This window comes from Ferruginibacter albus (assembly GCF_020042285.1).
Lineage (GTDB): Bacteria > Bacteroidota > Bacteroidia > Chitinophagales > Chitinophagaceae > Ferruginibacter > Ferruginibacter albus.
In genome coordinates this window covers 1,864,660-1,890,772 of sequence record NZ_CP083388.1, presented here as the reverse complement: position 1 = coordinate 1,890,772, position 26,113 = coordinate 1,864,660, and the positions used below count along the sequence as shown (strand labels likewise).

Here is a 26,113-nt window from a genome sequence, read left to right as displayed (position 1 = left end):
TTTAACGCAACAAAAAACCGCTTATAAAGGCGGCTTACTAAAAAATAAAATCAAACATTTATTAAACCAATGCTGCTGATTTAGCAGTTATTTTATTTACAGCGTTAAAGCCAAAATAAGCATTAGCGTTGTTGAAGCAGATATCTTCTATTACTTTACCAACCCATTCGATATTATTCGGCAATTCACCGTTTTCTATTTCGCTACCGAACATGTTACATAATATGCGGCGGAAATATTCGTGACGAGGATAACTCATAAAGCTGCGACTGTCTGTCAGCATACCCACAAACTTGCTTAATAAGCCCATATTGCTTAGTGCATTCATTTGTTTGATCATTCCATCTTTTTGATCCAGGAACCACCAGCCACTACCAAACTGAACCTTACCTGCAACGGAACCATCATTGAAGTTACCGATCATAGTTGCCATTACTTCGTTGTCTGCAGGATTGAGGTTGTATAAAATTGTTTTAGCCAATTGATCTGTTGTATCCAACTTATTTAAGAATTTAGCCAATGCTTTTCCCTGAGAGAAATCACCGATAGAATCCCAACCGGTATCCGGTCCTAATAATCTCATCATGCGTGCATTGTTATTACGCAATGCGCCTAAGTGAAATTGTTGCACCCAACCTTTTTCAGCATCCCATTTTGCAAATTCAACTAGGAAAGCAGATTTGATCTTTAAATTTTCTGTATAGTCCAAAGCCTTGCCACTTCTGATCTTTGAGAAGATGGTTCTGATCTCTGCTTCAGTATAATCCTCAGCATAGATCTGTTCCAAACCATGATCAGAAACAGTGCTACCCATTGTAGCAAAAAAGTCGTGGCGATTTTTTAATGCTTTCAGATAATCATCGTAAGATGAAACTGAAACATTTGATACAGCTTCTACTTTATCAACGTATGTATTAAAGGTTGCAACATCATCCACATTCATTGCTTTATCGGGGCGAAAAGCAGGCAATATTTTTATTTCAAAACCATCTGCTTTAATTTTTGCATGATGTTCTAATGAATCGATCGGATCATCTGTTGTACATAGCACTTTTACATTTGCCATACGCAACAAATTGCGAACGGAATAATCTGCTGTCTGCAATTTTGCAGATGCTTCATCATAAATTTCTTTAGCAGTTTCGCTCGATAAAATTTTATTGATACCATAATAGCGTTGCAACTCTAAGTGAGTCCAATGATATAATGGATTACGCAACGTATAAGGAACGGTTGCTGCCCATTTTTCAAATTTTGCATAATCATCTTTATCGCCGGTGCAATAACTTTCATGCACGCCATTTGTACGCATTGCACGCCATTTGTAATGATCACCATAAAGCCAGACCTGCGTCAGGTTTTGAAAGTTTATATCGTTGGCGATCTGATCTGGAGGCAAGTGATTATGATAATCAATTATCGGCATTTGTTTTGCAAAGTCATGATACAACTGCTGTGCAGTTTTACTTTCTAATAAGAAATTTTCGTCAAGAAATTTTTTCATTACACACTGATTTATTTTTTGTTTCACACAAAGGGAACAAAGAAAACAAAGAGAAAACGATCATAGCTTTGTTAGCTTGGTATCCTTTGTTTCGTTGGGTGAACCTTGTTACATAGAATTTATGCCGGACAAGTGAGTGACACAACGATGTTGATTAAAGAACTACTATTGATATCAAAATAATCTTATAACGATACTCCACGCTTCCACGGGATAAAATCATCCTGCCCGTTACGAACAGCACTGATGATCTCTTCACCACTTGCAACTTTTAATATATAATCAAACAAACGCCCACCTGCCTGTTCAATGGTTTCATCACCTTCAATAACAGTACCTGTGTTCACGTCAATGATGTCGTGCATTTTATTGAACAATTTGGTATTGCTGCTGATCTTAATAGTTGGTGCAACAGGATTTCCTGTCGGCGTACCCAAGCCCGTTGTGAACAACACGATATTGCTGTGAGCTGCAGCCAAACCTGTTACCGCTTCCACATCATTGCCCGGCGTACATAATAAACTCAAACCAGGATTTTTTACCTGCTGCGGATAATCCAATACATCAACGATTGGCGAAGTGCCGCCTTTCTTAGCTGCGCCGGCGCTTTTCATTGCATCTGTAATTAAACCGTCTTTAATATTGCCCGGAGATGGATTCATATCAAATCCACTTCCTACAGCCGCTGCATTAGCGGCATACTTTTTCATTAATTGTAAAAAGAATTCAGCATCTTCTTTCTTTACTGTTCTATTCACTAACTCCTGCTCTACTCCACATAACTCAGGGAACTCTGCCAATACTGAACTTCCGCCTAATCCTACAATAATATCACTTACATAACCAACAGCAGGATTTGCGCTGATACCGCTGAAGCCATCGCTACCACCACATTTTACGCCAATCGTTAATTTAGTGAGAGGTGCTGGTTCACGCTTTGTTTCGTTTGCTTTTACTAAGCCTGCAAATGTTTTATTAATTGCTTCGGTTAATAATCTTGGTTCGCTGCCACTTTGCTGATGATCCAATATAAATAATGGACGATCGAAAGTTGGATTGCGTTTTGCAATTTCTTCTTCCAAAATACTTATCTGTGCATTTTGACATCCTAAGCTTAAAACTGTTGCTCCTGCTACGTTTGGATGTGTAATGTATGAAGCTAATAAACTGCACAATACATTTGCATCCTGGCGAATACCACCACAACCGCCTTCATGCGTTAAAAATTTAATGCCATCTATATTTGGGAACTGTGCAGATTTTTGATTTGAGGTACTTGCTTCAACAGTAAACTGGAAGTTCAATATCTCTTCCATGCTGGCACCACTTTCTTTTAGTTTAACCAACTCTTTTACCTGTTGCTGATAATTATTAGGTTTTGCAAAACCTAATTCTTTTAAGAAAGCTTCTTTTAAAATTTCAATATTCCTGTTTTCACAAAATACTAATGGAACTACCAACCAATAATTAGCTGTACCCACTTTTCCATCGCTGCGATGATATCCTAAAAATTCTTTTCCTTTCCATTTAGAAACATCAGGAGCGTTCCATTTAACATCATTTTGATTTACCACAAACTCCCCTGATACTGCATGTTTAATATTGGTAGTTGTTATACGTGCTCCTTTTGCAATCGGCTCCGAAGCTTTACCTACTAATACTCCATACATGTGTATTTCATCGCCAATTTTTAAATCGCCGGTAACAAACTTATGTTTGGCAGCCACATCCGTTTGCAACGTGAATGATTCGCCATTATATTCAACTGTTTCTCCTTTCTGCAAATCTGTTAATGCAACAATTACATTATCATCTGCATTAACCTTAATTACTTTCTTGTTCATTGTTTATGCTATCACTTTTTTATTTTCAGTTTCTTTTATTACAGCAGTAATTCCATTCACTAAAATATCATTCAATTTTTCCTGCACAGATTCTGCAAACCCGGGCAATACAGACAAGTCTGTTCCACCCCACAATGCCGTATCATGTAAAACAGCTTCCGCTATAGCAGAAGATTTTGTTTCCTGCCATTTTTTATACATTGTTGCCGCTTTATCATCTTTAATAGGATATGCTACGCCATTCAATTCTCCGTAATAAACATCTCCCTCTTTCTTTACCGGTTTATTAAATAACATATACGCAGCAAAGCCTAAGGCAAAATGCTCCGGCACAGCATTGAACAGCTTATAATATTGTTGTAATACAGGAAGTACACGCATTTCCAGCTTAGACGTATAATTCATGGTAATGCTGATCCATTGATGTTCGATATTTGGATTACGGAAGCGGTCCAATACTTTTGTTGCAAAATCCTGCGCTTCTTTTGCATCCACTTTATATGGAATTGCCGGTGCAATTTCTTTTGTCATCAAGTTACTGATGAACGTAGATACTGTTGTATCGTCCATTGCTTTTTTAACCGTATCAAAACCTGCTAAAAATGCCAAACCACAACTTAGGGTATGCGTTCCATTTAGTAAACGTAATTTTAGCTCTTTAAATAGATCTATATTCGGAACAATCACTACCCCGCTATCTGCTTCCGCAAAAGATAATTTTGCTTTCACTTTTTCATCACCTTCAATTGCCCATAAACGATATACTTCCGACATCGTGATCAGATCATCATCATAGCCGAATTTTTTCTGTAATGCCTCTTTAGCTGCAGCACTCGGCTTGCCTGGCACAATTCTATCTACCAATGTATTGCAGAATGTATTGTGGTTTTCCAACCAGTCTATAAATGCATCGTCCAAGCCATTTAAGTGAGCTTGTTCAATTACAATTGATTCTAATTTTTTACCATTGTTGCTGATCAATTCTGTTGGAACGATCACCAAACCTGAATGTTCACTTCCTGCAAATGCTTTATAACGTTCATGTAAAAACGCTAACAATTTTCCGGGAAATGATACAGGTGGATGAATACGTATATCATCACTCACTAATTCTATACCCACTTCCGTTGTATTGGAAATTACGATCTGCAATTCAGGATTATGTGCACATTCTTTCACTGCCTTCCAATCACTTTTAGCAGACAATACACGACTTATAGATGAATTCAAAATATTCTCTTCTACTACTTTACCGTTTTCAATTCCACGAACACAAAGCGTATATAAACCATCCTGCTTATCAAATGCTGCACCATCGCCACCATCTGTAGATTTAACCACAACAATTCTTCCATTGAATTTCCCCTGGCGATTGGCTTTATCAATAAAGTAATCAGGCAATCCACGTAATAATACGCCGGTTCCGAATTGCAATACTTTTTCAGGCAATTCAAACAATGACTGATCGGGAATTATCAAATCATTGCATTGAATATTTTTAAGGTTAAATTTAGATACTATCATCTCTACACGTTTAATTTATTTGGTTTGATTATTTTTCTTTTTTACTACTTATTCTTTGCCATCTTTTCTTTTGCAGAAGAAAGTTGCAATGCTTTCAACCACTTTGGATATTCCTTGTTCACTAAATTCTCCGGCCATGTTCCATACCATTGATATCCTGCTCTTCTTTCATTCTCTATTTCAGCTAATGTCTTTTTTCTTACTCCATCTCTTCCGCAGAAGAATGGTTGATTATCATCTAACCCGTAAAATCTTGCCCATATAGTAGAAGTGCTATCGGGCACAAGGATCTTATCTCTTCCTGTTTGCTCTTTCGGAGCTTTTATTTCAACAAACTTATAGCCTGCAATTTTTGTTTTCTTAAACCAGTTCACCGCATCTGTTACCGACTCAATGATTTCTCTTGATGGCGTTTTTACTCTCATCAAAAAACGAACAATTCCAACCGACTCTGCACCGCTCAAAGAAGCCAATTCAAACGTCCTGGCTTTAGCGGGCTGCAAAGTACGGGCATTATATTGAGCGCACCATACGGTTAATACGCCTTTTTGCTTGATCTGTGTCTTTAAGATACAACTAATTCCCCGTTCCACAGCGGGTTTACATAGGGAAATATATTCGGCATCGATTGCGTTAAATCCATTCGCTCCATCTACCACATCCTGCAATATATTTAAGGCATTTACCATGGCATTATCGTTATAAGTTATCTCATTCCGATAGCTGCTGGAGTCAGGATAAAACTGCGGCCATCCCCCATTTGCATATTGCGCCTTTAATAAATAATCAATCCCATGTTGTGCTGCTCTTAAATATTTACTGTTACCTGTACGATTGTATACTTTTACCAAATAGCGGATCTCTTTAGTTGTAGCGTCATTATCAATGGTTGCATCCAAGCCGGCTTCGTAACCTTTTTGCAATTCATCTTTTTGCTCTGCCGCAAGATCTTTGGTATAGTCAACATTCAATTCCTGGAAGTGTTTTGGCCATCCCCCATTTTCACGTTGATACAATAACATATTATCTGCTATCCGATCTGTATCATCCAAATTCCTGGGTTCAAATGTATTTCTGCCATCAGGTTTCGGATTCCATTTATAATCATATACCCAAGGCACATTAATATCATTCACTCCTAATGAATCAGGAAAATTATTTTTGAACCATGCATAATCTCCACCTATGCGATGACAGTTATTATAGAATACTCTTTTACCCCATTGAATAACATTGGGCGGATTTGCAGCACGCTGATAAATATCCGAATCAGCCATATTGGATGGAAATGTACAATTGATCAAATAGAATTGCGCATCTCTGTGATAACGTCCTAATTTAAACCCATCATCGCCACTAAAACTACAATTGATCAACACTGTTTTAGACGATTTGTTTTTTGAACCGTCATGCCAGATAGCCGCTTCTTTACTATGACAAATAAACTTGCAATTCTCTGCCAGTGCCCAGCCTCTCGGGCAATAAAAATCTACGCCGCCTTCCATTGTACAATTAGAAAAATAAAACATTCCTGCATCTACATTCCATGGACTAACGGTATCACCGCCAAAGGCTCTGAATACACAATTACGAACGATCAATCGTGTTGTATTAAAACTACGCAATGCCATTTGGTGACCATTACGCTTAACTGTTTTTTTACCGGTAATAGAATCCGCAGGACAAGCAATAATTGAATCTCCTTTAGCATCAAAACCATAAGTATTCAATACTGTTAGATTTTCCATTACGATATCGCTGCCTTTCATATTGATAGTAGCAACACCCCAATCATCATTATTTGTGCAACGGAAAATATCACGTGCTTCGGAATAAGTAATGGTTGTAGCGGCTACCTCCTCTCCTTTTAACGTGATAAAATTCTTTTCTATAAAGAGCTTCTCTTTATACACTCCTTTTTTTATAAAGATGATGCGTTGCGATGAAGCCGAGTCGGGCAAACTGTTTATAGCAGCTTGTATCGATTTAAAATCGCCGCTGCCATCTGTTGCAACAACAAGTGTTTTTTGCGCATACACGCTACTGTTATATCCTATTAAGGATAAAGCAACCAGTACCAATATGTATAAACGCTTTATCATTTGTTTTTTATTAAACTACCTTGTTTTAATAAACTGTTTATTTTAAAAGGAACTTGCCGCAATAACCATTGCGCCAGTTCCTGCGCTGCTGTAAAGTTTTGATATTCCGCAGGCAGCTTTCTGCCATCTACATATTCATTATATAACCACGGATCGCCAACGGCAAACACAGTTCCCTTACCTATTTTAGCAGAAGCCATAATAATGTCATTGTTATCTTTCAATAACGCCATTGCAGGAGCTTTAACTGTTAACGTACTTATTTCTTTTAAGTATAAGTTTTTCGCTTTTCTGAAAAGCGGCGGTTGACCGGTTATCTTTCCCATTTCAAACTTATTGGCATCAACATGATTACGACTGTCTTTATTAAATTGAATGCCGAATGATTTTGTTAATGCATTTGTATGATCAAACTCTGCGTTGCCGGTATCATTTAATAAGATAACTAAAACACCTCCTCCTTTTACCCAGTTTATAATAGCAGTTGTATCACCCGGTTCAATATATTTTGTATTAGGATTTTCTTTAGGAATATCAGGATCAACAATAATGTAGATGTCTGCATTTTTTAAGTTGGCAGCAGTTGGCGCTTCATATAAAGTTGATGTTGTAGCGCCATAGCTATTGAAGATGCCTCCGAGGAATGAGAAACCACTGTTAGGCGTTTCATCCCATTTATAATGCCATGAGATGGTTTGTCCTGTTGCTTCGTCAGTTTTTTTCTCGTTATTGTAATAACTATCTAATAAAACATTTTTATTTCTCCCTATACCTGATTGAGAAATAGACTCCACTTCGGTTGCCATCATCATTGCAGCACCCAAGCCTTTAGGATCGTTGGAAACAACAGGTTCATTGATATAATAATCATAGCTTCCATCACGGTAAGGCTTTCCGCCTAATCCTGCTACGGCGCATACTTTAGTCAAATTTATTAAACCGGTTGTGGAATCAACAGAAATGAAATTAGACTTTATGCCGGTATACCCTTTTAATGCCTGCATATAATATGATTGGCTGATATAACCTTTACGAACGGCTTTCGCCAACGCATATACGAACATGCAGGATGCAGATGATTCCAGGTAATTATCTTTTTCATTCGGTTTATTCAATACCTGCCACCAAAGTCCTGTTTTTGGGTCTTGCACTTTTACAATAGCAACTGCTAAGTTTTTGACGATGTGTACTAATGAATCGTAATTTGGATTGTCTTTAGGAAAATAATCCAGTACATCTACTAATGCCATTGCATACCAGCCAACAGAACGTCCCCAGAAATTAGCAGACAAACCCGTCTGTGGATCAGCCCATCTTTCTTTACGGCTTTCATCCCAACCGTGGTAATACAATCCTGTTTTTTTATCTCTTGCATGTTCTTCAATCAAGAAAAACTGCTTTGCTATCTCTTCAAATATCTGTGGATTATTAAACCGTTTTGCGTATTCAGCATGAAAAGGCTCTGCCATATAAACACCATCCAACCACATCTGGCTGGGATAACGTTGCTTGTGCCAATAACCACCTTCACTTGTCTTAGGCTGATAATTCAATTGCTCTTTTAACAATGTAATGGCACGAAAATATTTATTGTTGTCACTTAGTGTATTGTATAACGTTAGTATGCCTCTGCCGGGACAGATATTATCTAAATTGTAATCATCTAATTTGTACGTACGAATGCTCCCGTCTTTACGAACAAAAAAATCGATGTTCTTTTGAATGTACTTGAAGTAGTCTCCATTTCCTGTTTTTTTCCAGACATCTTCCAATCCTTTATAAACAACACCTTGTTCGTAACTCCATTCTGCAGGACGATCTTTTTTAAACGCCATTGAATCTTTCCAAATGGACATAGTTGTTTTTGCCAATTGCTCTGATAAAGGAACAGGAGATTGAATGGTTTTTGTTTGCGCAATACTATTACCGGCAAGCAAACAAAGCATAAACGCACCAACAATACTACGCTTTGATAAAAAACCTCCCCACCCCATCCTAAGGACGGGCTTATGCAAAGAATAAAAAATAGATACTCTTTTCATTTTTACTTATTGGTTAAAACCTTTGCATTCGTGTTGTTCGCAAACTGAGTTTGCTTCTTTGCTTTTGATATATCTGTATTTAGCAAACGAATATTTTTTGTTCTGTCGCCATTGATGCTTAACAATAAATCCGCATCTGGTTTGTATTTAATATCGTCCAAACAAATAGTGTTGCTGTTTTGAATGAAGATAACCGGGTTGGTATTATCAGAAATAAGATCGATATTCTTAAACGTAATGCCGCTCGCTTCTTCACAATAGATACCTTTAGTAGCTTGCAATACCGCATTTTCGATAACAACGTTTTTGATATTCATTTCCGGTAAGCCACGTAAATAAATTCCATCATCAGCGCCATCGCAAGTAATATTTCTTATAAAGAAATTTTGAAATAATGGAGTGCCTTCATCAACCGGTTTCATTTCTATTGCAGGTGGCGGACCCGCATCGGCGGTAGAAGAAGGAACAGGGTCTTTAGCCTGGTAATACACATCAAAGAAAATTGCATCACCCAAAATATCTTTCATGTTAATATTATTAGCGTAAATATTTTCAACCACACCGCCACGACCTCTTGTAGATTTGAAGCGAAGCCCAACATCTGTACCCATGAAAGTTGTATTGCTTACATAGAGATTTTTTGCACCGCCGCTCATTTCGCTTCCTACTACAAAACCACCATGTGCATGATACACGATACAATTATCTACAATAACATTTTCTGTTGGAATGCCGCGTTTTCTTCCTTCTTCATCACGACCTGATTTAATACAAATGCCATCATCGCCTGTGTCAAAAATGCAGCCTTCTAATCGTACGTTCTTGCTGCTTTCAATATCGATCGCATCCGTATTTTGTGCGTTCCATGGGTTTTTAACTTTTACATTGTGCACAGTTACATCTTCATCAATAAGTATGTGTAAGTTCCAAGCCGGAGAATTCTGTACGGTGATATCATCTAACAACACATTTTTACAAAGTGCTATTCTGAAAAAGTTAGGACGCAAAAAATCTTTGATGTCTTCGAAATCGCTGAGTTGTTTGCCTCCATCTAACTTACCAATGTTTTTATCGTTATAACCCTTTAATGCTTTTGCAGATGGGAACCATGTTTTATCGTCACTCACTACTCCTTTTGTTACTAAACGTTTCCAATCCGCATCGATCATTTTTGATTTTTTAATTGGTCTCCAGGCGGCACCATTACCATCAAAAACTCCTTTACCCGTGATAGCGATATTTGTTAAATTCTCTGCAGTGATAGGCGATTGACAACGAGCTGCTGCCACACCTTCAAAATCAGATTTTACTAAAGGATATTGCGTAAAATCATTTGTGAATGCAACTAATGCACCAGCATCTAAATGAAGATTTACATTACTCTTCATTACAATCGGACCTGTTGACCATAAGCCTCTTGGAATAACAACCGTTCCTCCTCCTTTTGTATTTGCATCAGCGATAGCATCGTTAATAGCTTTTGTATTTAATGTCACACCATCAGCTTTAGCACCATAGTTTGTAACATAAAAAGTATCTAACTTAAAATGAGGAACATAAATTTTAGGCAATTCAAATGCATCTTTTTCTTTAAAGTCAGAAGGTTTTAAATATTTGGCAATGGCTAAGTTTTGTTTTTTAATATCAGCACAAACCAATGATGCTACACTCTCTGCACCATATTCTGTAAAGTGTGTATTGTCTTCTTCTTTGCCTTTGTATTTTTTAAAATGATTTTCAGGAATAAAGAGGAACAAGTTCTTACTTCCTTCCACGCCTTTTTGTTCTAACAAAGTCTGGCTGCTTTTATGAAGATCAATTAACGTAACTTTTAATTGTTGTGCCAATGCTCTTACTACACCAGGATATTCTCCGTGTTGGTCAACGAATTTTCCATCAGCATCAAATTTGCGTCTATTCACCGGCGTTATTAATACAGGAATAGCACCTTTACTGCGAGCTTCATTTATAAACCGCGTAAGGTTTGTTTTGTAGGTTGTTTGTGGCGCTGCATAACGGGTAGTATCTTCTATCTTGCTATCATTATGACCAAACTGTAAAAACACCCAATCGCCAGGTTGCAATTGGTTCAACACGCTGTCCCATCTGCCTTCAGTGATAAAGCTTTTTGTGCTTCTTCCGTTTTTGGCAAAGTTTTTTATCTCTACTTCATCTGTAAAATACTTTGGAAATAATTGCCCCCAACCTCTTTGTGGATTTTCATCAGTAGGTTGATCTGCCATGGTAGAATCGCCCACTAAAAAGATGCTCACTTTTTTTTCAGAAGGACGAAAAGCAAAAGCAGTTATTACGAGCAATACAATCGTTAAAGTTCTTTTCATTGTGTTTTATTTTATAGGCAATGAGGCACTAAGGCAACAAGTTTTATCGCACATCTTTTATATCGATTACATCCATATCAGTGTATACATAATTTTCTCCGGCCATTCCCCAAATGAATGAATAATTACTTGTGCCTGCACCGGAATGAATTGACCATGGCGGTGAAATAAGCGCCTGATCGCTGGCTACCAAAATATGACGTGTTTCATTAGGCTCTCCCATAAAATGAAAAACCCGATGATTTTCCGGAACATCAAAATATAAATATGCTTCCATTCTACGATCATGCGTATGTGTTGGAATGGTATTCCAAACACTGCCTGTTTTTAGAACGGTTAAGCCCATCACCAATTGGCAACTTTTTAAACCGTCTGCATGAATGTATTTATACACCGTACGTTGATTGGCGGTTTCAACAGAGCCCAGATCCAACGGTGAAGCTTTTTCTTTTTTCATGAACTGCACTTTATAAGCATGATGTGCAGGTGCTGATAACAAATAGAATTTAGCAGGATTGTTTTTCTTCAAGCTTTTGAAAGTAACTTTTTCATTTCCTTTGCCCACATACAAACAATCCAATTTACTTAGCGTGTAAACTTTATCATTCACTTTAATCTCACCATCTCCACCGATATTGATAATCCCTATTTCTCTTCTTTCCAAAAAATAAGCTGCTTTTAAGTTTTCGTATACAGGTAACTGCACAGTTTTGTTTACGGGCATTACACCACCGATGATCACTCTATCGTAATGCGAATACACAAAATTGAATTGGTCTGCCGTGAAGATCTTTTCTATTAAAAAATTCTCCCGCAGTTCAGTTGTATCCATCTGCTTTACTTCCTTCTTCCCATTCGCAAAACGTTGTTCCATTTATCTTTAATTTTTTTTAATTATACTTATCGTCCCATCCAGCCGCCATCCACGGTAACAATACTACCATTAACGTAATCGGACGCTTTTGATGCTAAAAAGATGATCGTTCCTTTAAAATCATCCGGTTCCCCCCAACGACCGGCAGGTATCCTGCTTAAGATCGATTTGCTTCTTTCCGGATCGTTACGCAAAGCCTCCGTATTATCGGTAGCAATATATCCCGGAGCAATACCGTTTATGTTTACTCCTTTTGAAGCCCATTCGTTGGCAAATGCTTTTATCAAGCTGGCGATAGCGCCTTTGCTTGCTGCATATCCCGGAACGGTAATACCTCCCTGGAAACTTAATAAGGAAGCTGTGAAAATAATTTTACCGCTTCCCTGTTCTATCATTTTCTTACCGATCTCACGTGTTAGTATGAATTGTGCGTCTAAATTTACATTGATCACTTTATCCCAGTATTCATCACTATGTTCTGCAGCAGGTGCCCGCATAATAATGCCGGCATTGTTCACCAAAATATCAATTACAGGATGCTCTGCCTGAACTTTTGTAATAAAATTTTTTAACGCCTCTCTATTACCAAAGTCAGCCTGGTAAGGATAAAATTTTTGCCCGGCTTTCTCAATTTCGTTGCCTACTTCGCTTCCACTCAAGGGCATAGAACCTGACACTCCAATTATATCTGCGCCTGCTTCTGCTAAAGCAATTGCCATCGCTTTACCGATGCCTTTATTGCAACCGGTTACAAGTGCTTTTTTATTTTTAAGAGAGAACAAAGTAGAGATGCTCATATATTCGTTAAAAGCTAATGAAATAGCTCGGCAAGTTATTAAAATTTACCCGTAAGACTGCATAGATTAGAACAATTTACAGACTGTTATAAGCACTTTATTTACGCAAACGTTACCGATAACGATAACAAATTTGTGTAGTTTATACATATCACTAAAATCCATTGAAATATACTGCCAGCAAGGGATACGTAATATTATTAAATTTTATTACGTTTTATAAATTTGTATTTTAAAAGTTTGCGCATATTTCCGGAATTTGAGAAGCCAGGCTTACTTATTTTTTAAAGAGGCGCTACACATTTTTCATTATTGCTTTTATACGCGGCTTCAATCACTTTAATAACATTTAATCCATCTTGCGCACTTACCGGTGGCTGGGTTTTATGGATAAGCGCCTGGTAAACTCCCTCATAATAATCAACGTAATTCCCTTTTTCTGTCGGCACATGTTCACGGATTATTTTACCTTCTTTTTCTGTATGCAAAATACCCTGCTCTGTTTCGGGCTCAACACCCCAATTGGCATCTGCAGGACTAACTAAGGCCTGCAAGTTGGCTTCCTGTATATCCGCTCTTGATTTCAAAAATGACCCCTTTGAGCCATGTAGGACATATGACGGGAAGATTTCTCTTGCGAGATACGTCCCTTTCAATCGTACTCTTATATTGGGATAGTATAGCAATACTTCCATATAATCTTCCACCAAAGATATTGGACGTACAATACCCAAATCTGCAAAAACGGCTTGCGGCATTCCAAATAATTGCAACGCCTGGTCTATTAAATGCGAACCCAGATCATATAAAATGCCTGTTCCGGGGCCGGGAATTTCTTTGTGTTGCTTAGGGCTTAAGGCCTCATTAAATCGATCATAATGAATTTCAGCTTCTACAATTTCACCTAACAGGTTTTGCTGTACTACTTTTTTCACTGTTCTAAAATCACTGTCATACCTCCTGCTTTGAAAAACAGAGATCAATTTATTTTCTTTATCAGCAATAGCAATTAATTCTTTTGCTTCTTCTGCCGTGATAGTGAAAGGCTTTTCTACTATAATATCTTTACCGGCTTGCAATGCTAGTTTAGCATATTCATAATGCGTATAATTAGGTGTATTTACTACTACCAGATCAACATCTTTATCTGCTAACAACTCTTCATAAGAACTATAAGAAACAGCATCCGGGTATTTTTGCTGAATAAGTTTTTTGCTACGTTCCCATGCACCTTTTAATTTAAAGCTGGGATGAACATTTATAAATGGCGCATGAAATACGCAGCCTGACATTCCGAAAGAGCAAAGTGCCGTGTTAATTATTTTCATTTGTATTCGTTATAATTTTTATGACTACTGATTAAATTATTTTGAAGAGTTTATTACAGATCTTTTTGCGGATCCCACCCGCCTAAAATTTTTTCGATGGAAGAATATTTTTCATCATATTCTTCTTTGGTTAATTGTTTTGTCCATGGAAAACGGGCAGATGGATTTGCGCCAGCTCCATAACTATTATATTCTGCATAGCGAGCCGTTTTTTCATTATCCGGGTTCTTCCAATTGTTCCATCCTTCAGGAACAATATGATCGCCAATATCACAATGAATATAAGTAACAGCCGCATAAGGTTGCCAAGGTCTTCCTAGTGATACTTTATTAAGTCCTGTATCTGCAGTTAATTTACAATCGATGAAAACAAAACCATATTTCATTTCTCTTGGAGTAGATGCTGCCGTAACGTGTGAGTTCTTTTTACTATGAATATGGCAGTTTTTAAATACTGCCGTTGCAGGACCAAAGATGAAATCTGTTGTGCCTTCGATATAACAATCTTCATAATATTGTTTCGCTCCTTGTCCGCTGCAAAAGAGCACATCCTGGAAGCCAACCAATTTACAGTTCTTAAAACGCTCTCTTGTTCCGTTTACAAATAAAGCAACAGCCTGTCCTGCTGTAAAGCCTGCATTATTCTGAAAAGTAATATTCTTTGCGGTAAAATCATTACCATAAATAAAGAAAGAAGCAGATGACCAGGTAGTAACCGAGTCACCGTTTGGAAAAGCCATGCCTACATGATTATCATAGGTAAGAATTGTTTTGTCTTTATCCTCTCCTATCAATGTCACAAAATTTCTTCTTGTATCCAGTATCAACCTTTCTTTATAAATACCATTTTTTATATGGATGACAAAAGGTGTTTTATTATCAGCAGGCACCTGGTTTAATGCTTCTTGTACGGTTTTATAATTACCAGATCCATCTTGTGCGACTGTAATATTTTTAGTTTGTGCTTTTACTAAGGCTATTGAAGCAAGTAATGATATGGATAAAAGAAATCGTTTCATAGCTAATTTTTTTATGCAGACAAGCAAAGTTGCAATGTTTTAAATTGATATAAAAAAGAAGAGGCTGCAATTAAGTCAGCCTCTTACTTTTATAGGTTCATTTATAAAAATTATTCTACTACTATTGTTTTAACAAATTTAGATGCACCATTTGTTAAGCTTACAGTGTATAATCCTTTTTTAACAGATGCAGGTAATATAATTGTTTGAATAGAACTACCGCCAGCATGAGATACAGAACCGCTAAATACTTTTTGACTACCTGTATTGAAGATATTCAATGTGTATTGACCAGCTGCAAAATTGTTTAAACGCAAGCCAAGTGTTCCGCCGGTTACAGGGTTTGGAGAAACCACCATTTCAGCTGCTTTGCTATCTGCACTTACTTTAACGACATTACTGTAAGTCAATGCACCATTTGCATCAACAGCTTTAATACGATAATAGCTTGTACCTGATAAAGATGAATTATCGATGAAAGAATAGCCACGTACATTAGTAGCAGCTACAGAACCAACTGATGTAAATGTTTTACCGTCTGTTGATCTTTCAACTTCATAGCTTGACGTATTAATTTCAGTTTCATTCGTCCAGTTGATTTTCACAACGCCGCTGGTATAATTAGCATTAACGCTGCTGAATTTAACAGGAAGTGGGTTAACAGGGATAATACCGATACTATCAATATCAGCATTAGCAGCCTGGCTAACTACAAATGCAACTCTTTTAACATTGGCAGCAATACCTGAAGGTACAGTTACAAATGTATCAACTCCGGAAGTACATTCATTGTGAGTGCTTGGAACACCTTGAACAAGTGTCCAGCTTGGAGAGCTATATGGAGCAACAGTAGCCACAGTATCTGTAGAAACGTATATTGAATATCTTCTTATTGTACCACTACGTGCAAAATGAATTTCTTTTACGCCATAACCAGGAGCAATTATAGGAGTAGCGAAGTAAGGAGAATCAGCTGCATTTGAAGGTGCTAAATTCGCTCCTTGAATTGTTCTTAAGTGTTGGTTAGCACCAGATGCTCCTGACACACAACCAGACCCAGTTGTACGGTAAGCATTATGTAAATACCATGTTCCAAAAGGCGCACTTTCAACTCCTGCTCCCCATGAGCTAACAGATGGTCCAGCATTAGGGTTGGTTCCTGTAATAGTGCTGTTAGCATCGTTAAAACCCTCGCGCCATAAATATTGCGCTTTAAGATTTGCCGAAGCAGCACATGTTAATAAAAGAAAAAATGTAAAAAACTTCTTCATAAATTTTAAATTTTAGAGTTGTAAGATAAATACTTGAATAAAAAGATTAAAAATTGTGCAAACGTTGATACATGAAGGTATATTGGCAATAAATTTCTAAGGGTTACGAATGAAAGCCAAATTTATACGAAAAAAGAATACGATGACCGAACAAATCTAGCTTTATTGCGCAAGTAATGAGTTTTTTTACGCAAACGTTGCCAGTTATTCCTGCCTATAAAACGATCATATTCCTAATTCTAATCTTTTATTGTATGATTAATTGTGCCGTTCTAATAGTGCCCTCATTTGTAAATACCAGCTGGTAAACTCCCTTAGGAAAGCCTGAAATATTCAAGGCTGTTTTAGTGTTACCGGTCCCTAGCTTTTGTTGAACAATTTGTTTTCCTTCACTGCTCATAATTCGCAAATAAGCAGAAGTTGACGTCTTAGGGTGATATACCGTTACAGCGTCTGTTGCAGGGTTTGGTACAATACGTAATATGTTTACAAGGCTGGATGTGATAGTTGCTATAGTACTGTAGATAAAATTCCCGTCCTTATCATTTATTCTCAAACGATAATAAGCTGTTCCGTTTATGGCGTTATCATCCTTAAAAGAATAAAGGTTTGCACTCGTAACATTTTTTGCAGCAATTGTTCCAATGGGTGTAAACTGTTTTCCATCAGCACTTCTTTCTACCAAAAAATCCTGCGTATTCGTTTCGTTTTCTGTTTTCCAGTTTAGCTGAACAGCACCTTCATCCTGCGAAGCAATAAAAGAAATTAAACGAAGCGGAACAGGATTATCTTTCCCTGCAATAAAAAAATTCTTTAAAGTTGTTGTAACAAATTCCAGGTAATATCCTGTTTGATAAGTTCCATAAGTGCCATAGCTTCCCGGGTAAATTTTAATCCCGAATGTTTTCATTTGAGTAATACAAGAAGAATTGTCTACATCACCGCTGGTGCCATCTATATAAACAGCCAGATCAGCAACGGTGTTTATGAGCGGATTTGCAGTTTTCAAGGCGTTAAACTCTTCTTTAGTAAAATACAAACGAACTGTAACAGGCGTTATAATTGGTTGCAATTCCAAATCACCATTCATATAAAAGTTCCGGTTCAGGTAAGGCGCCGGTCCTGTAGAAAGTCCTGTGGCATAGCGGGTGACATTGGTGGTATAATACGATCCATATACAGAGCCAAAGCTTCCATCATCATATAAAGAAGCAATGATATTATTGGTATCAGTTGAATTCAAATAATTTGGAGATGCGTAATAACCATAGGTGGTATCTTTTATATTGATCCATTTACCGCTACCGGAACCGGTGATATCAGGGTAATACACACATTGATTACTAACTCCGGGAGCAACGATCGTATCCCCATTTAAAAAATTCTCCAGATGCGTATAGCCGTTACTGTGATATCCTCCTGCACCGCTCAAAGCTGAACCTGTTAAACCTCGTTGCGCCAACCATACATCAGGAACATTGTCGGCATTGGTGGTAACAGGTGGTGTTGTGGAGAGTAATGCCGGCCACGCATTTACCGTTTGCGCATAGGCAGTACCGTGAGCATAGCCACCTTGCACATCGATAATTTTCCCGGTACGGTTGATAACATCTTTTATGATCCTTGCATCCAGCGTATCTCTATTGGGTAAACTGCAACCTGCGCCGCGTAATACCGCAGTATAAGCATCTGCAGCAGTTTGTGTATTTATTGGAACTATTGTGAAAGGTGTTGTAACTTTTGAGTTGGCAGTATCTGTTAAGTTACCACCGCTAAAAGCCGCCCCCAGCCAGTTATTGGCAATAACAGCAGAAGCTGCATCTACGTAATTTCCTGACAAATAATATTTACCATATGGCAATGCAGGTGAAGCTTGTTCAAACGGATTAATAACCATTTGCGTTATTTTAACTCCGCCGGAATTGCTATGAGAAGTAGATGGCCCGTATTTATAATAGTTATTGATGATATTGTAATTACCACCTTCTCCCCCGTTCGCATTATAGTTCCCCCAGTTATAAATTACATTGTTTACAAAATCAGCATTTTCCAATCCCGGTGTAGAACCATTGCCTAAGTTTCTGCTGCCATCAAAACGCGGTGCTCTTCCCTGGCAATGTGCAATTAAATTGTGATGAAACGTAGCATGAGCGCCACCCCAAATACCGCCATAGCCGTGATGTTCGAAATCAGCATCACCGGTTTCAAAATGATAAGAATAGTTTAAAGGTTCACTAATTATGTTCCACTGTAGTGTTACACTATCGCCACGATAAAAAGAACAAGCTTCATCATCACTCCAGCTCATTGTACAATGATCAATTATGACATGATTACGACCCGTTCCATCAAACGCATCATCATTACCACTCCCATTTACCATTCCCAGGTTTTGATTTTTATCTCCCATTCTAAAGCGGATATATCTTACAATCACATTATCGGCACTAACACTTACAGGATAATCTGCTAAACATATGCCTTGCCCCGGTGCTGTCTGTCCTGCAATAGTGGTATTCGCTTTTGTTATTTTTAATGCAGACGTTAAATGAATAGTACCTGATATGCGAAAGATGATAGTACGATAAGGATAAGTAGTTCCACTTTGATCCAGTGCCCAGCGTAATGTTCCTGCACTCCCATCATCAGCCAGACTTGTTACAGCAAATACTTTAGAGGCTACGATGGAGGTACCTCTACCGCCGGTTGTGTTTTTGCCGGCACCTTCTGCTCCGGGGAATGCAACTACTTGCGAATAACTTTTGATTGTATTTACTAAGATCAAAGTAAGAAGTAAGGGAAGATATTTTTTCATGATGCAGTAAAGTTATATAAAAAGAGAAAGGCTGAACAAAATCAGCCTTTCATAAAAAAAATTAAAATTTATTTTTAGTAGCCATAATCCTGAGGAAGCTTACTGTTTATGATATCTGTAGTATAGATCGGAAACAACTCACTATGATTAGGAACAAAAGAACTTGCAAAATAAGGTGTTAAACTTGCTGCAATAGGAGGAGTACCGCCTGAAGTAGAAGTGCCAATCCAATTAACCCGTTTTGCATTTGCAATAGAGTTTGTTCCACTTGGACTTGGATTATAAAATGAATTAGCCCATAAAGTTCCGTCATCTGCAGTTATAGTAGGTCCTGCTGTATAATAATACATAAACTGCGGAAGGTTTTGATAAGGAGGCTGTTGATTATTCATTAGGTTAAGATTCGTGATTGTTTCCTGAATTTTTGTTGATAATAAATTCCAACGTATCAGATCATACTTTCTTAATCCTTCTCCCATAAACTCTTTAAATCTTTCATCAACGATTGCTTTAAAAAATCCTTGTTGATCTACAGGAGAAATATCAACAGTAGCATCTGCTGTAGTAATATCTTTTCCATATGCCCTTCTGCGTACCATATTTACTGCTTCAACAGCATCTGCAGTAGGTCCGCTATTTAAAGCATTTTGAGCTTCTGCATACATGAGTAACACATCAGAATAACGTATCAACGGCCAGTTAATTCCAAAATATTGAGATGCATCTGTTGGAGAAATAGCAGGTGTTACCCAATCTCTTCTGAATTTTCCATCTCTAAGAGTTGTAAATATTGAAGAAGGAGGCACTTTTGTAATTCCATCGGCAGCAACATCATAAGGAGCAACACAAACATCTCTACGTAAATCGGTAGAATCAAATGCATAAAAAGCTGTAGGCAATATTAAAACAAAAGAATTTCCAGATCCATTTACTCTTGGTCCATCTGCATATCCCATTTTGCTATCTGCGATTCCACTACCACCTGCCATAGCCACCTGGAAAATTATTTCACCATATGGATCTACCGGTGTTTGTACTCCACAAAGATAAGTTTTAAATAAATCTTTAAAACTTGGGTCCAATGAATGTTTACCTGATTCCATTATAGCTTTGCATTCATCTCTTGCTATCGTATAATAAGCTTGAGGATTTGATCCTTGCTGCATTTGACGATTTCTTCTTAAAGAAAATCCTGCCCTGAATAAAGCTATTCTTGCTCTTAAGCCCATAGCAGAAGCTTTAGTAATTCTTTCATCATTTGCAACACCCGCATCTCCTTTCCATGGAAGATTGTCTTCTGCAGTTTTAAGATCATTCAATAACTCATCATACACCACATCTCTGTCCTCTTTTTGTGGAAAAGAAACAGGATTTTTAGAAGCAGGAATCATTGGAGCAGGAACGTCTCCCCAAATTTTAATCAGATCCAGGTAAAATTGAGCTCGTAAAGTCAATGCTTCGCCATACATACGTTTAGCCTTAGCTTGATTATCGGCACCCTGACTGCCATTAAATGCCGGCATATGCGGAGCATTATCTATAAAATTATTAGCTTGTTCAATACCCGCATATAATTGATTAAACGGTTTTGTAAGCTCACTATTAGAAGAAGTTAAGTTATATCGGGATATATCTCTTCTTCCATTATCAGTAGTATTCGAACTGGATAACATTGACTCATCTGTACCCATAGTATAATAGATATTTAATCGAATACCATAACCCTGGTCACCCGTTAATTTATTATATACACCTAACAATGCACGATAAGCACTATCTACATTGCTAAAGGTTTGATCTACAGTTAAAGAGCTATCCGGATCTTCCTGAAGATATTTTTGGCAAGAGCTTAATAATACACCGAATATTATAACACCCGGTAATACTAATTTTAAAATTTTTTTATTTATCATATAGAAAGTATATTAATTATTAACAATCATTAAATTTTATAAAGCAAGGTTTAAACCTACTAAGAACGATCTGCTACGTGGATACGCTGAATAATCAACCCCTGGTGTTGGATATTGTCCAACATTACCCGGTGTTGGATAGCCTCCTAAGCTGGAATTGTAACGAGTACTTACTTCAGGATCATATCCTGAGTAGTTGGTAATTATCGCTAGGTTGCTTGCCGTAAAATAAAGTCTTAGGCTTTGAATTTTTAATCGTTTTAATGCTTTTTTAGGTATAGTATATCCTACTGTAAAATTATTAAAGCGTAAAAAAGAAGCATCTTCTATTGCATCTGAATATAACAGGAACGCATTGGCGCTACCTGCCGCTTGTGAAACCGGAGTCCAGGTTGTAGCGTTTTGATTAATACTTGCCAGTTGTGTAAGATCTGTTACTAAATTTCCGTTACCATCAATTGCTTTCCATCTTCCTTTTTCAATAGCGAGTGTACTTGCAAAAGAAGTATAGGTACCCGAAAACTCAACTCTATTTGCATTCATTACCTGTGCACCCACGCTCCAGTTAATAAAGATGCTCATATCGAAATTTTTATAAGTAAACTGCTGGTTGATTCCTCCTGTAAATTTAGGATTAGGATTACCTATAATAGTTTGGTCTTTTGAATCTACTACTCCATCTCCATTCAGATCTTTAAACCTGATGCCACCGGGAATATTTGCTGATTGAATAGCATTATTTCTAACTACTCCCGGCTTCATTATAAACCCGCCTAAGCCCGGAGCTGTTGAGGCGTAAGGAGTATAGGTATTTCCACCTGAACCTGTAGGTGTAACATAAGATGAAAAATCAGAAGCTGAGTAAAACCCATCAGAAACATATCCCCACATAGAACCAACCGGTTTGCCTACAATTTGGGCAAAGTCTACAACATTACTACCACTACCGCTCCATCCTGAACTTACTAAAACAGAATCAATACCAGGAGTTAATCTTTCAATAGTATTTGTATTCCATGCATTATTTAAGCTGATAGTCCATGTAAAGTTTTTAGTTTTAACAGGGGTTATATTTAACTGAACTTCTACTCCTTTGTTAAGTGTAGCACCTGCATTTTGGATTTGTTGTGAATAACCTAACACCGGTGAAATAGGTGCTGCTAATAAAAGATCTGACCCTTCATTCCGATAAACATCCACCGTTAAATCAATTCTTCCGTTCAGGAATGTTGCATCCAATCCAAGATTTTTACTTGTGTTTGTTTCCCATTTCAGATTATAATTAGAAAGGTTTGCAGTGATTAAAGAAGGATTGGAAACATTGTTTAAGCCATAAGGATTGCCTTGGCTATATGTAGTTATGTACAAGTAGTCAGGAATACGATTGTTACCCGCCTGTCCATAGCTTGCTCTTAGTTTTAATTCAGTTAACCATTTAACATTTTTAAGAAAGTTCTCTTTAGATACACGCCATGCCAAAGAAACAGAAGGGAATGTTCCCCATCTTAAGTTAGACGGAGGTGCAAATTTTGAAGATCCATCCGTACGTAATGTACCGGCAAAAATATACTTATCATCATACGTATAATTTATTTTACCAAAGAAGGAAAGCAATTTGGCATGAGCTCTATAGGTAAAAGGAAATGACCTTCCCACATCCACAAAACCTAAAGTATCTTGTGCTAAAGCTTCTGCAGGAGTTGTTCCGTTAGGAATATTTCTTCTTCTGTTGTCATGCTCTTCATAATCCTGGTTAAATATTTCATTACCTACCAAAACAGTAATATCATGTACTTTTTTAAAATTCTTTAATTGCCAGGTAAGCACATTCGACATATTGAAAGACTTTTTAGTCACAGAATCCATTTCAATGATCGGCATATTGGCACCGTTGATCCTTGAATCAGAAGTAATACTGTCTTCAAAATTGCTTACGTCAATCTTTGTATAATCAATACCTAAAGTAGTTCTGAAATTAAAATGCTTTAAAAAATTATATTGAGCATAAAAACTTGCATTAGCCGTTACCTGGTGTTTGCGCTTGGTTATCTGCTGCATCAATACATAAGGATTTACCAACCCTAAGCCATTGGCAACCTGGTCGGGATCGGTTAAACCTCCATAATCAATAGATTCAACAGTTTCACCAGGTGTTAAAAAAGGGCGGTATTTAATAATGTTTCTTAACCTGTTTAAAGATGCAGAGCCGTCTTCAGAAGTACTGGCACCATCCACTACCTGGTCGCTGAATTTACCGCTGATTCCCATTTTAAGATCCTTAATAGGTTTATAATCTAACTTAACGTTAGCAATATTCTTACGGTTGTTTGAGGTAAAAACTATTCCTTGTTCATTATTGTAAGTATAAGTACCTGTATAAGTTAATTTTTTTGACCCCCCACTGATACCCAGATTTTGAACAGTAGTTAATGCATTACGTCCCATTACTTGTTTTTGCCAGTCAACAGGGCGAGTACTGTCTCTTACATAAAGCGCAATAGAATCGTAAGTACCCACATACTTTTTAGTAAAGGTTTGCAACCCACTGGTACCGGTACCCATCATGATATCTCTTTCCCATTGCAGATCCATATAATCCAGGCTATTTAAAACCGGCAATTCATTCGCTATGCTTTTCATACCAAAAGAACCGTTATAAGTAATCCTTGGCTTACCCACTTTACCACTTTTAGTAGTAATAATAACAACACCATTAGCACCTCTTGCACCATAGATAGCAGTAGAAGATGCGTCTTTCAATACATCAATAGATTGAATATCCTGTAAAGCCAAAGAGCTTAAACCGCTTTCTACCTCTACCCCGTCTATAATATATAAAGGTGAATTATCCTGTGTGATAGAACCGCCGCCTCTAACGCGTATTTTTATTTGCGCATCAGGAGAACCTTCCGAAGAAGTTGCTGTAACACCCGCCAAACGTCCGTTCAAAGCTTCTCCAACACTGGTAATGGGCACATCTTTTAATTCTTTTGCACCCACTGAAGATACAGGCGCCGTTAATTCTCTTTTTTTCATGGTTTGATAACCCACTACTACTACATCATTACCTGTGGTAACCGATGTTTTCATTTTCACGTTTACATTTCCTGAACCAGCAGATACAGTTTGAGATTCAAACTCAGCAGAAGTAAATACTAAACTTATATTATCTGTTTCTTTAACAACAAGCGAAAAGTTACCATTTGCATCAGTTTGGACAGCTTCTTTTTTATTGCCTTTTACCGAAACGTTTACACCCACAGCAGCACTACCGTTTTCATCGGTAACTTTACCTTTAATGGTCTTTTGAGCTAATAGTGTGAAGGGGATACAGAAAGAAACAAGAAATACCAGAAGTAATTTTCTCATACAGCGTTTTTTAATAACTAATAAATTAAATGTCATTTAATTAAACCAATCGTTACAGCAGGTTTGTAAAGTTAATGCTAATCTCCAAACCAAAAAATCGTAAGCAAATCGGGGTTCAAATTAACCACCATTTTTTTGCTTGCTGCGATTATTCAATTTGTTTTTTTATGCAAACGATATCGGTATCGTTTGCAACTTCTTTTATTTTTTGATAGCCGCTAACCTGTTTACAAAAACCATATCTTTGAGATGCTATAAAAAAAGAAATTGCATACCGGGTGTAAAAAATTATTGAGAACCAGGTAATAAAACGCCATGTACGAAGCTATAACCATTAAAGACATTGCCAAAGCATTAGGATTGTCCACTTCTACCGTTTCAAGAGCATTAAGGGGCAGCTATGAAATTAGCCCCGAAACAAAAAAGCTGGTGTTGGAATATGCTGAAAAATTTAACTATCGTCCCAACCCTATTGCGCTAAGTTTAAAAGAAAGAAAAAGTCGCTCCATAGGTGTTATTATAAGTGAAATTGCCAATAACTTTTTTTCGGAAGCGATAGATGGAATAGAATCGATCGCTTACAACAGAGGTTACCATGTTATTATATCACAAAGTCACGAATCGTTTGAAAGAGAGATCGTGAACGTAAAACATTTATCATCCCGCTCCGTAGATGGAATGTTGGTATCGCTTTCTACCGAAACAAATGATATTGCTCATTTTAAAGAACTACACGATAAAGGATTACCCTTGGTTTTTTTTGATCGTATCACGGAAGACATATCTACGCACAAAGTAATTGCAGATAATTACAAAGGCGCTTACGACGCTACTACGCATTTAATAAAATCAGGTTTTAAACGCATAGCACATATTACCAGTTCTGCTCATCTTTCTATTACCAAAGAAAGATTGGCAGGATATAAATCAGCCCTGGCTGATAATAACATTCCATTGAATGAAGCTTATATAAAATATTGTAACCACGGGGGTAAAGTTTTAAAAGAAATTGAAGACGCTATAAAAAGCCTTTTGGCTTTAAAGCAAAAACCTGATGCGTTCTTTACCGCCAGCGACAGACTTACCACCAGCAGCTTAAGCACCTTAAAATCTTTGGGATTAAAAATACCTGCTGATATTGGTTTTGTAGGATTTACCAACTCCGGCTTAGTAGACCTTCTAACACCTGCACTTACTTCTGTCAGTCAGCCTGCTTTTGAAATGGGACAGGTTGCAACCGAATTGCTTATTCAATTGATTGAAAGCAAAAGACCGGTAACGAGTTTTGAAACGAAGGTTTTACAAACAGAGCTTTGTGTAAGGGAGTCTTCGGTGAAAGTTGGCAAGAAGTAGTTTGATTGTAAATCTT

The 26,113-nt window shown here is 37.3% G+C and carries 15 protein-coding genes; 1 reads left to right on the top strand and 14 read right to left on the bottom strand.

Annotated elements, in window-relative coordinates; all coding sequences use genetic code 11:
• Positions 1-61: 61 nt before the first annotated feature.
• The 14 genes from uxaC to K9M53_RS08255 all read right to left on the bottom strand — a co-directional run bounded on the left by uxaC (position 62) and on the right by K9M53_RS08255 (position 24,744).
• Positions 62-1,504, bottom strand: a complete 1,443-nt coding sequence (gene uxaC, locus K9M53_RS08320; RefSeq protein WP_224013738.1) for a glucuronate isomerase — start codon at positions 1,502-1,504, stop codon at positions 62-64.
• A 185-nt stretch (positions 1,505-1,689) separates the two neighbouring features.
• On the bottom strand, positions 1,690-3,348 hold the full coding sequence (locus K9M53_RS08315) for a UxaA family hydrolase (RefSeq protein WP_224013736.1): 1,659 nt from the start codon (positions 3,346-3,348) through the stop codon (positions 1,690-1,692).
• Positions 3,349-3,351: 3 nt separating this feature from the next.
• Entirely contained in the window at positions 3,352-4,872 is a 1,521-nt protein-coding gene (locus K9M53_RS08310) for a tagaturonate reductase (protein ID WP_224013734.1), read from the bottom strand.
• Positions 4,873-4,916: 44 nt separating this feature from the next.
• Positions 4,917-6,974, bottom strand: a complete 2,058-nt coding sequence (gene pelA / locus K9M53_RS08305; RefSeq protein WP_224013731.1) for a pectate lyase — start codon at positions 6,972-6,974, stop codon at positions 4,917-4,919.
• The gene (locus K9M53_RS08300; protein ID WP_224013729.1) at positions 6,971-9,016 is read right to left on the bottom strand and encodes a glycoside hydrolase family 88/105 protein; all 2,046 of its coding nucleotides are present in this window, start codon (positions 9,014-9,016) and stop codon (positions 6,971-6,973) included. The genes pelA and K9M53_RS08300 overlap by 4 nt, the downstream gene beginning before the upstream one ends.
• A gap of 2 nt (positions 9,017-9,018) precedes the next feature.
• Complete coding sequence (locus K9M53_RS08295; RefSeq protein WP_224019164.1) at positions 9,019-11,358, bottom strand: glycosyl hydrolase family 28 protein; 2,340 nt, start codon at positions 11,356-11,358, stop codon at positions 9,019-9,021.
• Positions 11,359-11,401: 43 nt separating this feature from the next.
• Complete coding sequence (kduI, locus tag K9M53_RS08290) at positions 11,402-12,232, bottom strand: 5-dehydro-4-deoxy-D-glucuronate isomerase (RefSeq protein ID WP_224019163.1); 831 nt, start codon at positions 12,230-12,232, stop codon at positions 11,402-11,404.
• A 26-nt stretch (positions 12,233-12,258) separates the two neighbouring features.
• Positions 12,259-13,029 (bottom strand): 2-dehydro-3-deoxy-D-gluconate 5-dehydrogenase KduD, encoded by a 771-nt coding sequence (kduD, locus tag K9M53_RS08285; protein WP_315857679.1) that lies wholly within the window; start codon positions 13,027-13,029, stop codon positions 12,259-12,261.
• A 284-nt stretch (positions 13,030-13,313) separates the two neighbouring features.
• The gene (locus tag K9M53_RS08280) at positions 13,314-14,357 is read right to left on the bottom strand and encodes a Gfo/Idh/MocA family oxidoreductase (protein WP_224019162.1); all 1,044 of its coding nucleotides are present in this window, start codon (positions 14,355-14,357) and stop codon (positions 13,314-13,316) included.
• A gap of 53 nt (positions 14,358-14,410) precedes the next feature.
• Positions 14,411-15,376, bottom strand: a complete 966-nt coding sequence (locus tag K9M53_RS08275; RefSeq protein ID WP_224019161.1) for a pectinesterase family protein — start codon at positions 15,374-15,376, stop codon at positions 14,411-14,413.
• A 110-nt stretch (positions 15,377-15,486) separates the two neighbouring features.
• On the bottom strand, positions 15,487-16,647 hold the full coding sequence (locus K9M53_RS08270; protein WP_224019160.1) for a T9SS type A sorting domain-containing protein: 1,161 nt from the start codon (positions 16,645-16,647) through the stop codon (positions 15,487-15,489).
• Between the two features lie 247 nt (positions 16,648-16,894).
• Positions 16,895-19,462 (bottom strand): T9SS type A sorting domain-containing protein, encoded by a 2,568-nt coding sequence (locus K9M53_RS08265; RefSeq protein ID WP_224019159.1) that lies wholly within the window; start codon positions 19,460-19,462, stop codon positions 16,895-16,897.
• Positions 19,463-19,536: 74 nt separating this feature from the next.
• A complete protein-coding gene (locus K9M53_RS08260; protein WP_224019158.1) occupies positions 19,537-21,375 on the bottom strand; it encodes a RagB/SusD family nutrient uptake outer membrane protein in 1,839 nt (612 codons plus the stop codon).
• Between the two features lie 36 nt (positions 21,376-21,411).
• On the bottom strand, positions 21,412-24,744 hold the full coding sequence (locus tag K9M53_RS08255) for a SusC/RagA family TonB-linked outer membrane protein (protein WP_224019157.1): 3,333 nt from the start codon (positions 24,742-24,744) through the stop codon (positions 21,412-21,414).
• Positions 24,745-25,059: 315 nt separating this feature from the next.
• On the opposite strand from K9M53_RS08255, the gene K9M53_RS08250 reads away from it, so the two are divergent.
• The gene (locus K9M53_RS08250) at positions 25,060-26,097 is read left to right on the top strand and encodes a LacI family DNA-binding transcriptional regulator (RefSeq protein WP_224019156.1); all 1,038 of its coding nucleotides are present in this window, start codon (positions 25,060-25,062) and stop codon (positions 26,095-26,097) included.
• Positions 26,098-26,113 lie beyond the last annotated feature (16 nt).

What these genes read in the sequence shown, in the direction of transcription:
- uxaC (WP_224013738.1), bottom strand. Translation starts at nt 1,504, where the DNA reads ATGAAAAAATTTCTTGACGAAAATTTCTTATTAGAAAGTAAAACTGCA.
- K9M53_RS08315 (WP_224013736.1), bottom strand. Translation starts at nt 3,348, where the DNA reads ATGAACAAGAAAGTAATTAAGGTTAATGCAGATGATAATGTAATTGTT.
- K9M53_RS08310 (WP_224013734.1), bottom strand. Translation starts at nt 4,872, where the DNA reads ATGATAGTATCTAAATTTAACCTTAAAAATATTCAATGCAATGATTTG.
- pelA (WP_224013731.1), bottom strand. Translation starts at nt 6,974, where the DNA reads ATGATAAAGCGTTTATACATATTGGTACTGGTTGCTTTATCCTTAATA.
- K9M53_RS08300 (WP_224013729.1), bottom strand. Translation starts at nt 9,016, where the DNA reads ATGAAAAGAGTATCTATTTTTTATTCTTTGCATAAGCCCGTCCTTAGG.
- K9M53_RS08295 (WP_224019164.1), bottom strand. Translation starts at nt 11,358, where the DNA reads ATGAAAAGAACTTTAACGATTGTATTGCTCGTAATAACTGCTTTTGCT.
- kduI (WP_224019163.1), bottom strand. Translation starts at nt 12,232, where the DNA reads ATGGAACAACGTTTTGCGAATGGGAAGAAGGAAGTAAAGCAGATGGAT.
- kduD (WP_315857679.1), bottom strand. Translation starts at nt 13,029, where the DNA reads ATGAGCATCTCTACTTTGTTCTCTCTTAAAAATAAAAAAGCACTTGTA.
- K9M53_RS08280 (WP_224019162.1), bottom strand. Translation starts at nt 14,357, where the DNA reads ATGAAAATAATTAACACGGCACTTTGCTCTTTCGGAATGTCAGGCTGC.
- K9M53_RS08275 (WP_224019161.1), bottom strand. Translation starts at nt 15,376, where the DNA reads ATGAAACGATTTCTTTTATCCATATCATTACTTGCTTCAATAGCCTTA.
- K9M53_RS08270 (WP_224019160.1), bottom strand. Translation starts at nt 16,647, where the DNA reads ATGAAGAAGTTTTTTACATTTTTTCTTTTATTAACATGTGCTGCTTCG.
- K9M53_RS08265 (WP_224019159.1), bottom strand. Translation starts at nt 19,462, where the DNA reads ATGAAAAAATATCTTCCCTTACTTCTTACTTTGATCTTAGTAAATACA.
- K9M53_RS08260 (WP_224019158.1), bottom strand. Translation starts at nt 21,375, where the DNA reads ATGATAAATAAAAAAATTTTAAAATTAGTATTACCGGGTGTTATAATA.
- K9M53_RS08255 (WP_224019157.1), bottom strand. Translation starts at nt 24,744, where the DNA reads ATGAGAAAATTACTTCTGGTATTTCTTGTTTCTTTCTGTATCCCCTTC.
- K9M53_RS08250 (WP_224019156.1), top strand. Translation starts at nt 25,060, where the DNA reads ATGTACGAAGCTATAACCATTAAAGACATTGCCAAAGCATTAGGATTG.